The sequence below is a fragment of the Streptomyces sp. NPDC002265 genome, from assembly GCF_040296125.1.
In the GTDB taxonomy this organism is placed as follows: domain Bacteria; phylum Actinomycetota; class Actinomycetes; order Streptomycetales; family Streptomycetaceae; genus Streptomyces.
Map to the genome: position 1 here is coordinate 1 of NZ_JBEOWS010000062.1, position 13,795 is coordinate 13,795.

Sequence of the window (13,795 nt, forward strand, 5' to 3'; positions counted from 1 at the left end):
GGCGGCGGTGGGGTTTTTTCCTATACTCCCTTTTCGCTAGTTGTTGGGTGGGGGGGTGCCCGGCGGGGGGGGGGGGGGGCCGCCGGGGGGGGGGCCCCCCCCCCGGCCGCGGGATGGTGCTAGGAAGCGCTCACTCCTTGGCCGCCGAACTCGGCCCAGTTGAGGTTGAAGAGGTTGGCGCCGGTCTGGCCGCCCGTGACCGCCCGGAACACGAGGTAGACCTTGTGCTTGCCGCCCGGGTCGCTGATCGGGAACTTCTGGCTCTCCCAGGTCCCTGTGGCGCCGGTCGACGTGAGGTTCGCCGTGGTGAGAACCGGCCCGTCGACCGAGTCGAGGTGGACCTCGACGGCGGCCATCGGGCTGCCCGCGGGAACCTGCGTCGACGTGCTCGCCACCCGGAACGTCAGCGAGTCGATGCCGTGCAGGTCGAACGGTCCGTTCAGGGCGAGGTAGTCGCCGTCGCCGAGGCTGCCGCGGTGCTGGCTGCCGCCGGCCGAATCGTTCGTCGTGGCGACGTTGGTGCCGGACTGGTCCAGGGCGAACTCGACCTCCTGGCGCTTCTGCCTGACCTGGTTCTGGGTGACCGTCGTCAGCGCCGGAACGCCGCCGGGACCGCCGCGGTCGGTGTAGGAGGCGCTGACGACACCGAACACGTTGCCGCCGTGGGACACATCGTCGGGATCGGTCGACAGCACGCCCGTGCAGCCGTGGACGGACTGCTCCGCGTGGCCGTGGGTGTCGTGGCCGAGGACGAACGTCACCTCGACGCGGCTGCAGTCGATCGTGCCGTCCTCCGGGTCGGTGACCGTCACCGAGAACGGGATGTCGTCGCCGAAGGAGAACAGACCGCCGTCGACCGGCGAGTCGACCTTCACCACGGGCGCGGTGTTGCCGACCGTGACGGTCGTGTTCGCCGAGGCGGACTTGCCGCTGGAGTCGGTCACCGTCAGCTTCGCCGTGTACTGCCCGGGTGTCGTGTACGTGTACTGCGGGTCGGGGTCGACGGAGTCGACGACTCCATCACCGTTGAAGTCCCACTCGAACCGGATCGAGTCGGCCGCGTCCGGATCGCGCGAACCGGCGCTGGAGAAGTTCACGTTCAGCGGCGCCGAACCGTTCGTCGGCGTGGCCGTGAGCTTCGGGATCGGTGCGCGCTGGCCCTTGACGTAGTCCCACCGGTACAGGCCGGCGTCGGGGTTGCTGTTGAAGAAGCCGTCGCCGTAGGCGAGCAGGTAGAAGTGCCCCTTTCCGTCGAACTGGAGGTCCATCGGGTTGTCGCACTCGAACGGCTTGCTCGTGTCCGGGACCCGCTGGGCGTTGATTCCGGCGCAGTCGAGCACGTCGTTGATCTTGAACACCCGGTTCTTGGAGTCCAGGCGGACCTCCTTGACGGTGTCCCGGGTGAACTCACCGGTGAAGACCGCGTTGTCGTAGTACGGCGGCAGCTTCGTCCGGTCCGGGTTGTCCGGGTCGTAGTGGTACTTGGCCGCGCCGTGCGGGCCGACACCGCCGGTGCCCAGCTCGGGGAACAGCCGCGGGCAGGTGGTGGCGCCGGAGCCGTTGTAGTACGCGGCGCACGGCGTACCGATCGGGTTGTCGGCCCGGTTCTCGGGCGTGAACGAGTACCAGATGTCCGGGTTGGTGACCGGCGGAGCGTACTCCAGACCGGGCTCGACGCTGGGCCCGCCGTCGAGGTTCCACCTGGAGTCGTTCTGCGGTCCGCGGTCGGGGTTGTCGCACTCGAACGCCTTCGCCGGGCTGTCCAGCGGGGTCGAGGTGTTGAAGTTCCAGCGGTAGTACGGCAGGTCCTGGCTCACGCACATCGGCCAGCCGTAGTTCGCCGGCTTGCGCACGATCTCCATCCGGCCGGTGCCGGCAGGCCCGCGGAAGTTCTGCGGAGTCTGCGAGTCGGGCGAGTAGTCGGTCACGTAGGCCACGTCGTTCTCGTCGACCTGGATCCGGAACGGGTTGCGGAAGCCCATCGCGTAGACCTCCGGACGGGTCCTGTCCTTGCCGACCGGGAAGAGGTTGCCCGAGGGCACCGTGTACGCGCCGCCGAACTTGTTCTGGTCGCCGGTCGCGATGTCGCCGTCCTTGACCGAGATGCGCAGGACCTTGCCGCGCAGGTCATTGGTGTTCTGCGCCGAGCGGCGGGCGTCGACGAACGGGGCGTTGTACTGCCCGGTCGTGGTCAGCATGTCGTTGAAGGGAGAGAAACCCCCGGAGTTGCCGCCGCCGGACGGGGTGTCGTCGCCGGTGGTCAGCCACAGGTTGTCGTGCTTGTCGAAGTCGATGTCGCCCGCGACGTGGCAGCAGGCGCCGCGGTTGACCGGGACCCGCATGATCTCCTGCTCGGACCCGACATCGAGGTGCGCCGGTGTGTCCCCGGAGGCGTCGACGAACTTGAACCGGGACAGCTGGAAGTACCCGACCCAGGGATCCCAGACCGACGGCGAGGCCCCGGTGGTCGGCGCGTCCGCAGTCGGAGTGGTCTGCGTGACGACCTCACCGGTCGACAGCTTCACGTCCTTCACGGTGGGGGGCGCGTAGTAGAGGTAGACCCAGTGATTGCTCTCGAAGTCGTTGTCGATCCCCGGCCCGTACATGCCGTCTTCGCTGTTGGTGTAGACGGGGATCTGGGCCAGCACGGTGGTCTTGTTCGACTTGGAGTCGTGCAGGCGGATGCTGCCGCGGCGGTCGGTCTGAAGGGTCCGGCCGTCGGGAAGGACGTCGAAGCCGATCGGCTCGTTCAGGTTCGGCGGCGCCGCCACGGCCGTCTGCTGGTAGTTGGACAGCACGGTCGCGCCGCAGTCGGAGTACACCGGGTCGGATTGGCCGGCCGCCCACTTGATCGCGCCGCCGAGGTGGGAGCGCATGTCCTTCTCGCCGAAGCTGTCGGCGGTGTTCCCGAGCGCGGTGTAGAACGAGCGGCCGCCCTCCCAGTCCTTGCACCAGGTGACCGGGTGGTCGTAGCCCATCTTGCCGCCGCTGATGCCGGTGAGATCTCCGCCCCACGACTGCTTCTTGAAGGCGTCCTCGACGACAGTGGCGAGGACATGGCTCTTGCCTCGCACATTGGACTTGAAGTTGTACCAGTCGTCGGTGTGGGTCCAGTACTCCGGCAGCTTCTTCGACGCGTCATGGACGCGGTCGGCGACCTTGATGGTGCCGGGCTGCACACCGGTCCGGCCGGTGGCGCGGGTGCCGAGGGCGTCGGACAGGAAGGTCCAGTCGGGCTGGGCCTCGATCGCCGAGCCGATGCCGACGAAACCGCCGCCCGCGCGGTAGTACGCCTCGAAGGCGCCCTGCTGAGCGGTGGTCAGCACGTCGCCGCTGGTGTTGAGGAAGACGACGGCGCGGTACTGCTTGAGGTGCTCCTTGTCGAACTTGCGGGCGTCGTCGGTCACTTGGACCGTGAACCGCAACTGATCGCCCAGCTGTCTTATGGCGCTCACACCGGCGTCGGTGACCGCCGGGTTCGCGTCCGCGGATTTCGTGAAGACCAGGACTCTGTACTGCTTGCCGGAGTTCTCCGGCGCCGCGGCGTCCGGCGGGGACGCCGCGGCCGCCGGGACGGACGCTGACGCCAGACCTATGAGCATGCTGCCCAGGAGTGCGAGCAGCGCGCCGAACACGGTGAGGCGGCGGCGAAGGGCGATGCGCATGGAACCTCCTCAGGGGTACGCGAGACCAACGGACCGTCGTGCGGGGACGGCCCGGCCGGAAGGGTGTGGTATGCGCCGGAATATTCGGAACGAGACGGACAGGTGATCGATCGCAGCGGTGCGGGCGGGACGGGCAGCTTGACGACGTATCGACGTATCGGCGTAACGGCGTAACGGCAGGTGCGTGTACAACGCCGAGCTGCGCGTCAGTGCCCACCGGGATCGCTGGCGAGCGACTGGCTCGGTCCAAGTTCTCGCGGGGATCGTATAGCCGCGAATCGCGCCAAAGATAGAGTCCGTTGCACGAAAGTTTCACCCAAAGGTCCTGAACTTCTGCCCAGGTAAACAAAAGTCAGCCGGTGGCAAGAGGAACGCCGTTGCCCAGCCGACGATCTCTGCACGTCCGGCCGTCGGGGGAATCGAGGGCCTGTCAGCAGGTAGATTCGGGGGCTACCTTCGGCTGGATGGGAGCGGACGGGTGGAACACGGGCCGCAGTTCGAGGGCACCACGGGGGCTCCTCCGATCGCCGGCGACTGGGTCGATTTCCGGGGGGCCACGTTCCATGGCCCCGTCGTCGGTATCGCGCAGCAGCACAGGCAGACGCGGGCGCCGGCTGTCTGGCCGCATCAGGTCGGGGTGATTCCGACACGCGCGCACTGCTTTCAGAGCCGGGCCGAGATCGTTCGGCTTCGCGAGGCGTTGACACCGTCGATCAGCGAGGCCGTGGAGCCGGCCGGCGTCCCCCAGCAGGTGCTGTCCGGCATGGGCGGCGTCGGCAAGACACAGCTGGCCGCGGACTATGTGCGTACCGCGTGGAAGACCGGGGACCTGGATCTGCTGGTCTGGGTCGCGGCGAGTGACGCCGAGGCGGTGGTGGCTGCGTATGCGCGGGCTGGTGTCGAGGTCCTCGGCGCCGAGGCTGCCGACCCGGAGGCTGCGGCGAGGGCGTTCGTCGCCTGGCTGGAGCCCAAGTCCGGCCAACGGCCGTGCAGGTGGGTGATCGTACTCGACGATGTGGTCGACCCCGGGGATCTGACTGGCTGGTGGCCGCCGCTCAGCCCTTCAGGCCGCACGCTGGTCACCACTCGTCGCCAGGATGCCCTCCTCACCGGCCCGGACCGCCGACTGGTCAAGATCGGCCTGTTCACCGAGGCAGAGTCCGTCACCTACCTCACCACGGCGCTGTCCGCCCGGGGCCGACGCGAGCCCGACGTACAACTCGCCGCGCTCGCAGACGATCTGGGTCGCCTGCCGCTGGCCCTGTCGCAAGCCGCCGCCTACCTCGTCGACGTCGACATCAGCTGCGAGGTCTACCGGACGCTGCTGGCAGACCGCACCTCCTCACTGGCCGACGCGGCCCCGGACACCCTGCCGGATGATCAAAGGCACACCATGGCCGCGGCCTGGGCCCTGTCCATCGAGCACGCCGACAGCGTGCGCCCGGCCGGACTTGCCCGCCCACTTCTCCAACTGGCCTCTTTCCTGGCTCCCAACGGCATCCCCGAACCCCTCTTGACCAGCCCCCCTGCCCTGGCTCACCTCTCCGTGTCCGCGAGCCCCGCCACCGGCCGGGAACCGGTACCGGTCACACGCGAACAGGCGCGGCTCGCCCTGCGAACGCTGCACCGTCTCAGCCTGGTCGACCACAGGCCCGACACGCCCCACCATGCGGTCCACGTGCACCGACTCGTCCAACGCGCCGTCCGCGAGACCCTCGTGTCCGACCACGAAACCCTCGTGTCCGACCGGTGCGCCCGTACGGCCGCAGACGCGCTGCGCGCCATCTGGCCCGAGACCGAGAACGACGCCGCCCAGGCCCAGGCTCTGCGTGCCAATGCCACCGCTGTCGCCCGCTGCGCAGAAGACGCTCTGTACGAGCCCGACGCTCATGCCGTGCTCTATCGCATCGGCCGCAGTCTCGGCGCGGCCGGGCAAGTCGGCGCCGCATGCGAGCATTTCCGTCGCCTGTGCGACTCCACCTCCGCCCGCCTGGGCGCCGACCACCCCGACACTCTGCTGGCCCGGTACGAACTCGCCGAATGGCAGGGGTCGGCGGGAGACGTCGCCGGCGCCGTCGCGGGTTTCACCGAGTTGCTGCCCGATGTCGTACGGCTCCTTGGTGAGGACCACTCCGAAACCCTGGGCACACGCCATCAACTCGCGCGGTGGCGAGGGGAAGCAGGAGACGCGGCAGGAGCAGCTGCCGAGATGGCCGACTTGCTGCCGCACGTGGTGCGCACACTCGGCGAAGACCACCGCAACACCCTCGCCACTCGCCACGAACTTGCGAGCTGGCGGGGCGAGGCGGGGGACCCGGCGGGAGCGGCTGCGGCGATGGCTGATCTGCTGCTCGACTCCGAACGGGTCCTCGGTCCAGCCCACTCCGACACGCTCGGCGTGCGACACAGTCTCGCCACGTGGCAGGGCCGAGCCGGGGACGCCGCCGGAGCCGCCGCGGCGCTGGCCGACCTGCTACCGCATGTCAGACACCTGTACGGCGAAGACCATCCCGGCACCTTCGCCACCCGTCATCAACTCGCCCTGTTCCGGGGCCGCTCAGGGGATGCCGCCGGGGCCGCCGCCGACTTCGCCGATCTGCTGCCCCACGTGGTGCGCGTGCTCGGCGAAGACCACCCCGACGTCCTCGGCACCCGCCGCAACCTCGCACGCTGGACAGGGGAGGCCGGAGATGCGAGGGGCGCCGCCGCCGCGATGACCGACCTGCTGCCGGACCTGGTCCGGGTCCTCGGCGAGGACCACCCTGACACCCTCACCAGCCGTTACAACCTCGCCTCACTGCTCGGCGACACGGGAGATGCCGTAGGCGCGGCAGCCGCCTTCGCCGACCTGCTGCCGGACATGATGCGGGTGTTCGGTCTGAACCACCCCCACACCTGGGCGACCCACCAGCACCTCTATCGCCGGCACCACCAGGCGCGGTCCGTCATCGCCGACCAGTAGTTCCGTAGTTTTCCGTAGGTCCGGGCGACGGAAAAGACCCTGCCCCGCGGAACGGGACAGGGTCTTCACAGAGCGCCGGGCAGGCCTTGCACCTGCATTTCCCCGCAGGAAGCGGGGCGTCTTTCCTTGGACCACCAACGCATCACCCACCGGTACGACTTCCGCCGACCAGCTCAAGATCAATCATAGCGTACGACCGGAGTGGCGCGGCATGCCTGCCACGGGAGCCCTGGCCGGCCCGCTGGGAGGCGGGACCGTCAGCCGACTCGCAGGAGGGTGGTGGCGGGGCGGATGGCGTCGGGGCCGAATCTGGCGCGGATGCGGTCGCTGACTTCTTCGGCGGCGAGGCGGGCTTCGCGTGCCTGGTCGAGGCTGATCTGTTCGGCGACCTGTCCGGCGGCGACGAGATCTTCGGCTTTCAGGGTGATGGCGGTGATCCGGCCGCGTTGCAGGCCCGCCGCGTCGATGAGCCGGTATGCCATCGTGCGCAGGTCGTCCTCGTGCGCGGACGCCTCGGTGAGGCGGCGGGTCTTGTCCCAGGTGGCGCCGCCGGCGAAGCGCAGGGTCAGGGTCAGAGCGCGGGCCGCCTGACCGCGGCGGCGCAACTGGAGGGCGAGGGTGACGACCGCGTCGAGAAGGGCGGCGCGGACGGCGGCGCCGTCCAGGGCGTGCCGGGGGAAGGCGCGGTGGACGCTCGCGGTGGCGGGCAGGGCGCGCGGGGTGACAGGGCGGGGGTCGATGCCGCGGGCCCGGTCGGCGGCCTGCCGTCCGGCCCGGCCGCCCAGGAGGCGCTGGACGGTGGCGGGCGGGAGCGCGGCGAGCAGGCCGACGCAGTGGACGCCGTAGTCGCGCAGGATCTCGGCCTGGCGGGGGCCGATGCCGTGCAGGGCCTGGACCGGCAGCGGTCCGAGCCACTGCGTGACCTGGCCGGGGGTGACGGCGAGGACGCCGCCCGGCCCGGTGATCCGGCCGGAGGCCGTGGCCGCGACGGTGATGGTCGGACCGATCCCGACCCGGATGTCGACGCCGAGGCGTGAAATCGTCCGCACCCGCAGCACCTCGCCCAGCCGGACGGCGTCCACACCGTGGTAGCGCAGCGCGCCCTTCAGCTCCACGAGGGCCGCGGTCGGGGGCAGCGCCTGCACCACCGGCGACAGCTCCGCCATCAGCTCGAGGACCTGCCGGTAGAGGTCCTCCCCCAGCCGGTCCGGGCAGCGCACATGCATCACGCTCGCCACCTGCCGCACTCCCGTCTCCGTCTCCACGGCATCCACCTCCTCCACTCACGTTATCGAACTAAAATTCGAACACGCGAGATGGTGAAGCAGATCCCCCGTTGTGACGGAGCACGACAGTTTGCGAGCAGATGTCAGCTCGAAAGCCCGGGCTGCGGTGACAGCGGCGGACAGGAGTATGCGCTCCTGCCGGGAGGGGTGACGGGGGAGGTCGCGGCAGGCACCCGGCAGGCCGTTGTCACGAACTACGCTGACATCCCCCTCCCCCTTCCAACAGTCCAGGGAGCAGCGTGCCGCCGTCCTTCGCCCACCGGATAACCAAGTACAACCCCGCCGACCGCGATGAGTGTGGGCACTACAACGGCGCTGACGACACGGTGAGCGACCACGGGCCGGTCGAAGCGGCCTACTTGGAGGCGATCGCCGCCTTCGCGCAGGAGTCGGGCGTTGACCGGCTGGAGATCCGTGAACCGGAGGTGGCCGGCTCCGTTCACTTCGGCCTGGAGGCGCCGGTTGACGGGCACGGCCTAGCTGGGCTGTTCCCGTCCGACCTCACCGGCTACTACGACGGTGCCGAGGTCTCAGTGCCGGTCGCGCTGGAGTTGGTCCGGGCCATGCTCCGAGACCAGGGCGCCTGGTGCCGGCTGGAGCAGCAGGACGCGTTCACCGTGCACGTCGGGTGGGATCAGTACGCGTACGTCGGCAGCAACCAGCCTTGTGAAGCAGCCGTCGCCCGGACCCGCGAGCTCGGCCTGTTTGCGGAACCGATCACGGCGTCGCCCTACGCGGCAGACCTTGAGGAACGAGAGGTGACACAGGCCGCGGACGAGGAGTTCTGGGAACGCGTACGCGCAGAACTGGCCGCGCCGCAGACGCTCCTCCTGGAGGAGGCCTACCTTCGCAACGCCACCCGCTGGCACCGTCTCACCGAGAACAATCTCGATACCGTCCGCGCCGTGCTCGGCCAACGAGCGCTCCTGACCATCTGGCCCGACCTCACCCCTGATGTCGATGCGGTCCTTGCCGCGCTGCCCGAGGACGAATCCGTGGACTTCGTCTGGGAGGCGGCGAACGGAACGATCCGCCATGTGACCGTCGACGAGACCCATCACCAACAGCTCACCACTTTGGCGGCAGGCGCGAGGGCGGCCTGCTCCCTGCCTCTGGCCGTCGACGAGCGCCACCCACTGTTCAACGTTGCTCTACCTGACAGTGACGGCGTGCTGCGCGCCAGGTGGTGACCTGGTTCTCCATGTCCTCGTCGCCGGTTCGCGGGTTCACCTGGAGGGCGAGGCAGGGGCAGCGGCCGGGGCTGCAGTTCATGGTGCCGACCGGCCGCCACCACGGCTTCGAGCCGCTGGAAGGGCAACGTCTGCTTCAGTGAAGATCCGGCTGGACCTCGGTCAGTCGATGCCTTCGACGATGCGGAAGTCGCGCTCGACGCCGTCGGAGAGGGCGACCAGCGCCTCCTGGTAGGCCGCACTCTCGTGCGCCGCGACGGCCTGCTCGAAGCTGTCGAACTCGACCAGGACGGTGCGCTCGGCGATTCCTGCGTCATGCGCCACGACCCGACTGCCACGGGCGAGGACCCGACCGCCCCCGGCCTTGACGGCCGGACCGGCCAGCTTGTTGTAAGCAGCCAGCTTCTCAGGGTCTGAAATGGTGCGGTAGGCGCTGACCCAGTAGCCCTTGGGCATGGGACCTCCAGTGTCGGGGTGAGTGCATCTGACTTACGGGTTGGTCTCGGACAAGCGCCGGCGGGCGAGAGCGAGGCTTGTCAGCGTCGTGATCGCCATGGCGCCGATGCCGACCAGCGCCGCGGTGGTGTAGGCGCTGTCGTCGGGGAGGAGGTGGCCGGGGCCGGTGCCCGCGGCGAGGATCAGGCCGCCGATGGCGCTGCCCAGGGAGTACCCGACGCTGCGGACGACGTAATTGAAGCTCATGGCGCTCGACGTCTCGCTCTTGGGTGTGACGGCCAGGACGACGCCGGGCATCGCGGCCGAGAAGCCGCCGACGCCGAAGCCGAGCACGCCCATCGCCGCGAACAGTTCAGCCAGGTCCGACCGGGCCACCGCGAACAGGGCGAACCCGCCGCCGACCACGACAGCGCTGCCGGCCAGGAGCAGGGGGTCGGTGATCCGCGTCCGGACCCGCGGCGTGAGCTTGCCGGCGACGAACCCCAGCACCGAGAACGGGATGAGGACCAGCCCGGCAGCGAAGGTCGTCAGCCCGAAGCCGTAGCCGGCGCCGGGCGGCGTCTGCGCGTACCGGGTGATGAGCGTGAGCAGGAGGTACATGCCGATCCCGCCGACGAACATGGCGAGGTTCGCCCCGGCGACCGCCGGGTGCCGCACCGCCCGCACATCGACCAGGGGCGTCGTGCTGCGCAGCTCGATGACGGCCCAGACGCAGAGCAGCACCACCGCGACGACGGCGAGGCCCGTCGCCACGGCGAGATGCCGGCTCCACAGATTCCGTTCGCCGGCGAGGAACAGCATCAGCAACAGCGCAGCGGCCAGGACGACCGCGCCTGCCACGTCCACGTGGGCGAAGCGGCCTTCGGGGGCTTCGGGCATGGAGCGCCACGCGGTCAGGAGGGCGGCGGCGGTGACGACCAGGCCGAGGCCGTAGGCGGCCCGTACCCCGCCGAGCTCGGCGAGCAGTGCGGCCAGCGGGTAGCCGACGCCGACCCCGATGATCGAAACCACCGAGATCAGGGCGATCACGGCCGCGCTGCGCTCCTCGGGGAGGTGGTCCCGGGCCACACCCATCATCAGCGCCGTCAGCCCGAGTCCGACGCCCTGGGCCGTCCTGCCGGCCAGCAGCCACGCGAACGGCAGCGGCAGCACGGTGAGCGCGCTACCGGCGACGACGACCGCCAGCGTGGCGAGGATCGTGGCCCGCCGGTGCGGGCCCGCTCCGAGCCGGCCCAGGACCGGCGTGGCGACGGCACCGCTGAGCAGCGCGACGGTCAGCGTCCACTGCGCGCTGCCGAGCGAGACGTGGAACGAGGTCGCCACGCTGGTGATGAGCGGCGCCCCGAGGCTGGCAACCGCCGCCACGACCAGAGCGATGAACATCAGGGCGGGGACCAGCAGCCGCGCCTCGGAACGCGCCACCGGGAACGCCTTCACCGCGACCCCGCCGACCGGCCGCCCGGTCACCGCTTCGGCCCTTCACGGTCCTGGCTTTCGAGCTCTGCCAGATGCTTCAGCGCCGGAAGGGCCGCCATCAGCGCCTCGACCTCGTCGCCGGTGAGCTCGCCGATCAACCGCTCGAACGCGTGGACGCCCGCCTGGCGCCGCGTCTGGACATAGGAGGCGCCGGCCCCGGTCAGGCACACCAGCGTGACCCGCTTGTCGGACGCGTCGCCCCGCCGCTCGACCAGGCCGGACTCCTCCATCACCCGGACCAGGGCGGTCATCGCGGGCTGGGTGACGCCCTCGACCGCGGCCAGATCGGTGATACGCCTCGGGCCGGTCCGGTCCAGGGTGGCCAGGGTGGCGGCGGACGTCAGGCTCATGTCCCGGGGCAGGCGTCTCGCGGCCCTGGTGGCCAGGCCGTAGAGGGCTGCCCCGATGGCGGCGGACGCGCCAGGAGCGATGTCTTGACGACTCATGGTCGAAGCATAGCATTTTTATATTCACAGTTTATGTAAATGGTCGACCGGCGCGGGCGGCCTCGACCGCTGGGGGCCGGTGCCGCCTCAGTGCCCGGCGATGGAATGGCGGCCCGCGTTTCGGCTCAAGAACCGCAGTCGCCCACATCGATGCATGGCGGACCGGCGCGACGGATTGCAAGCATCGGCTCGTTGGACAAGGGCCGTGTGGGATGAGGCACTCGGCAGGGTGTTCGGCTGCCGATGTGGAGGAAGCCCTCTACGATGACCCCATGATCTCCAGCGCCCGCACCGGTTCCGGGGCGAGTTCCGTGCGCTGGATGTGGCTGGTCCTGGCCCTGGTCGCGGGGGTGCTGGGCATGCATGCCCTGTCGCCCACCGGTATGCCGGCCGCGGGGCAACACGACGTGATGATGTCGGCCGAGTCCCCCGGGCACAGCCCTGCGCCTGTCCATGTCGCCGGTGCGGACTGCCGGCATCTGTCCGATGCGGGCGACAGCGGCATGGCCATGGACCACGCCGGCGGGACATGCGCGGCAGGCGGTACGTCCACCGCTTATGTGCCGCCCGCCTTGATGCCCGGTCTGGCTGTTCCGGTCGAAGCTGCCGCGGCCGTCGGCGGCGGCACGGCTGCCGGGTCGGTTGACGGCCGCGCACCGCCCGACCTTTCCGAGTTGCAACTCCTGCGGATCTAGAGGCTCCCGCACGGCACCCTCCTGACGGGGTGACGTGCTCCGGCCTGCATGCATCCGTTTCCTCCCGCGCATGGGCGCGGGCACTTCAAGGAGTTGTACCTCTCATGGCATCTCGCCGTTCCCTCCTCCGCCGGACTGCGGCCCTGGCCGCCACCGTCACCGCAGCAGTGGTGCTGGCCGCCTGCGGCAGCAGCGATTCCTCCTCCTCGCCGTCGGGTCACACCGGCCACGACACGGGAGCGACGTCCGCTGCCGGCGCCTCGGACACCGCTTCCGCCGCGCAGGGCAGCCACAACGCGCAGGACGTGTCGTTCGCCCAGGGGATGATCCCCCACCACCGGCAGGCCGTGGCCATGGCCGACCTGGCCGCTTCGCGGGCGAAGTCCCAGCAGGTGAAGGACCTGGCCGCAAAGATCGAGCAGGCGCAGGATCCGGAGATCGACACCATGTCCGGCTGGCTGAAGGCCTGGGATGCGAAGGTCCCGGCCGCCGCCATGTCCGGCATGGAGAGCATGCCGGGCATGGACCATTCCGATTCCGAGATGCCGGGCATGATGTCGGGCGACGACATGGACAAGCTGAAGGGTCTGTCCGGTGACGCCTTCGACAAGGCGTTCCTCCAGATGATGGTCAGCCATCACGAGGGTGCGATCGCGATGGCGAAGACCGAGCAGGCCAAGGGCGCCTACGGTCCCGCCATGACGATGGCGAAGTCGATCGTCACCTCGCAGTCGTCCGAGATCACCGGCATGAACAAGATGCTCGGCAGGTAGCCGAGCGGTCAGCCGGGCCGGGCCCGGGGCGGTTGCCGGGCAGCCGCCCCGAGCCCGAGAGGTCTCGCTCGAATCCGCCGAGCCGAGCGCGCGCCGGTCATGTGCGGCGCTCAGCCTGTGACGTCGGCGCCGGTCCGCTCGTACCGCTTTCTACGATGCCGGAACGCGATGCCGTGGCGCAGCGCGGTGCGTCCGAGCAGCAGGTGGCCGCCCAGGAGCAGCAGCTTCACCAGGACGAGGGCCAGGACGGCGCCGGCGGCCCAGCCGGTCCATTTCGCGTCGGCCAGTGCCGCGCGGCCGATCCCGAGGTGCACCGCGACGACCACTGCCCCGCCCGCCACGAGGCCCAGGGTGATTGCCCGCCTGCTACGGCCCACGCCCCGGCCGTCGGTGTCGCGGTGCTCGTTGCACTCGGCCTGCGACGGGGTGTCGGGCACGGCTCGCTGCCAGATCACCTGCAGTGCGTCGCGTCGGCCGATCTTCTCGATCCGTGCGGCGATCGCGTCCTGGAGGCGCCGCAGTACCTCCTCGTCGTCGGCGTCGACGCGCAGTGTGAGCGCGTCCGCTGTGGCGTCCAGGGTCCACAGGCCGTCGGCGAAGCGGACGGTGCCGTGGGTGTCCGTGAACTCGACGTGCCTCACCTCGGGCCGCGTCCCGCCCTCGCCGTGGTCGCCGGGCGGACGGTGGCTCATGCGCGGCATCCGGCTCAGATGGCGGCAGAGCTGGACGAGGTAGCGGCTCGCGCGGTCGGTCGCGAGGCGGGTTTCTGCGGTCGGCATGACCGTTCCTTTCTCCGGTACGGGCCCTGCGTCACAGGCGGGTCGGGCTGCCCAGAATTATCGAGAC

The 13,795-nt window shown here is 70.0% G+C and carries 10 protein-coding genes; 4 read left to right on the forward strand and 6 right to left on the reverse strand.

Annotated features, from left to right (window positions below):
* Positions 1–119 precede the first annotated feature (119 nt).
* Positions 120–3,665 carry a ThuA domain-containing protein gene (locus tag ABT085_RS14090; protein ID WP_351606131.1) on the reverse strand — a complete coding sequence of 1,182 codons (3,546 nt, stop codon included), beginning with the start codon at positions 3,663–3,665 and terminating at the stop codon, positions 120–122.
* A 700-nt stretch (positions 3,666–4,365) separates the two neighbouring features.
* On the opposite strand from ABT085_RS14090, the gene ABT085_RS14095 reads away from it, so the two are divergent.
* The gene (locus tag ABT085_RS14095) at positions 4,366–6,627 is read left to right on the forward strand and encodes a tetratricopeptide repeat protein (RefSeq protein ID WP_351606134.1); all 2,262 of its coding nucleotides are present in this window, start codon (positions 4,366–4,368) and stop codon (positions 6,625–6,627) included.
* 257 nt (positions 6,628–6,884) lie between these two features.
* Here the strand turns inward: ABT085_RS14095 and ABT085_RS14100 are convergent, their stop codons facing one another.
* A complete protein-coding gene (locus ABT085_RS14100; protein ID WP_351606185.1) occupies positions 6,885–7,853 on the reverse strand; it encodes a DNA polymerase Y family protein in 969 nt (322 codons plus the stop codon).
* Between the two features lie 299 nt (positions 7,854–8,152).
* On the opposite strand from ABT085_RS14100, the gene ABT085_RS14105 reads away from it, so the two are divergent.
* Complete coding sequence (locus tag ABT085_RS14105) at positions 8,153–9,103, forward strand: RNA-binding protein (RefSeq protein ID WP_351606137.1); 951 nt, start codon at positions 8,153–8,155, stop codon at positions 9,101–9,103.
* 162 nt (positions 9,104–9,265) lie between these two features.
* On the opposite strand, the gene ABT085_RS14110 is transcribed toward ABT085_RS14105, so the two are convergent.
* From ABT085_RS14110 to ABT085_RS14120, 3 genes are read right to left on the reverse strand one after another with little or no spacing between them, the layout of a single operon-like run.
* Positions 9,266–9,559, reverse strand: coding sequence for a DUF1330 domain-containing protein (locus ABT085_RS14110; RefSeq protein WP_351606139.1), 294 nt, complete (start codon positions 9,557–9,559; stop codon positions 9,266–9,268).
* A gap of 33 nt (positions 9,560–9,592) precedes the next feature.
* Positions 9,593–11,026 carry an MFS transporter gene (locus ABT085_RS14115; protein ID WP_351606142.1) on the reverse strand — a complete coding sequence of 478 codons (1,434 nt, stop codon included), beginning with the start codon at positions 11,024–11,026 and terminating at the stop codon, positions 9,593–9,595.
* Positions 11,023–11,385: a MarR family winged helix-turn-helix transcriptional regulator gene (locus tag ABT085_RS14120; RefSeq protein ID WP_351606188.1), complete on the reverse strand. Its 363-nt coding sequence runs from the start codon at positions 11,383–11,385 to the stop codon at positions 11,023–11,025. The genes ABT085_RS14115 and ABT085_RS14120 overlap by 4 nt, the downstream gene beginning before the upstream one ends.
* A gap of 341 nt (positions 11,386–11,726) precedes the next feature.
* Between ABT085_RS14120 and ABT085_RS14125 the strand changes: the two genes are divergently transcribed.
* Both ABT085_RS14125 and ABT085_RS14130 read left to right on the forward strand, forming a co-directional pair.
* Positions 11,727–12,176, forward strand: a complete 450-nt coding sequence (locus ABT085_RS14125) for a DUF6153 family protein (RefSeq protein WP_351606145.1) — start codon at positions 11,727–11,729, stop codon at positions 12,174–12,176.
* A 104-nt stretch (positions 12,177–12,280) separates the two neighbouring features.
* The gene (locus ABT085_RS14130; RefSeq protein ID WP_351606148.1) at positions 12,281–12,949 is read left to right on the forward strand and encodes a DUF305 domain-containing protein; all 669 of its coding nucleotides are present in this window, start codon (positions 12,281–12,283) and stop codon (positions 12,947–12,949) included.
* Positions 12,950–13,059: 110 nt separating this feature from the next.
* On the opposite strand, the gene ABT085_RS14135 is transcribed toward ABT085_RS14130, so the two are convergent.
* A complete protein-coding gene (locus tag ABT085_RS14135; RefSeq protein WP_351606151.1) occupies positions 13,060–13,728 on the reverse strand; it encodes a DUF2218 domain-containing protein in 669 nt (222 codons plus the stop codon).
* Positions 13,729–13,795 lie beyond the last annotated feature (67 nt).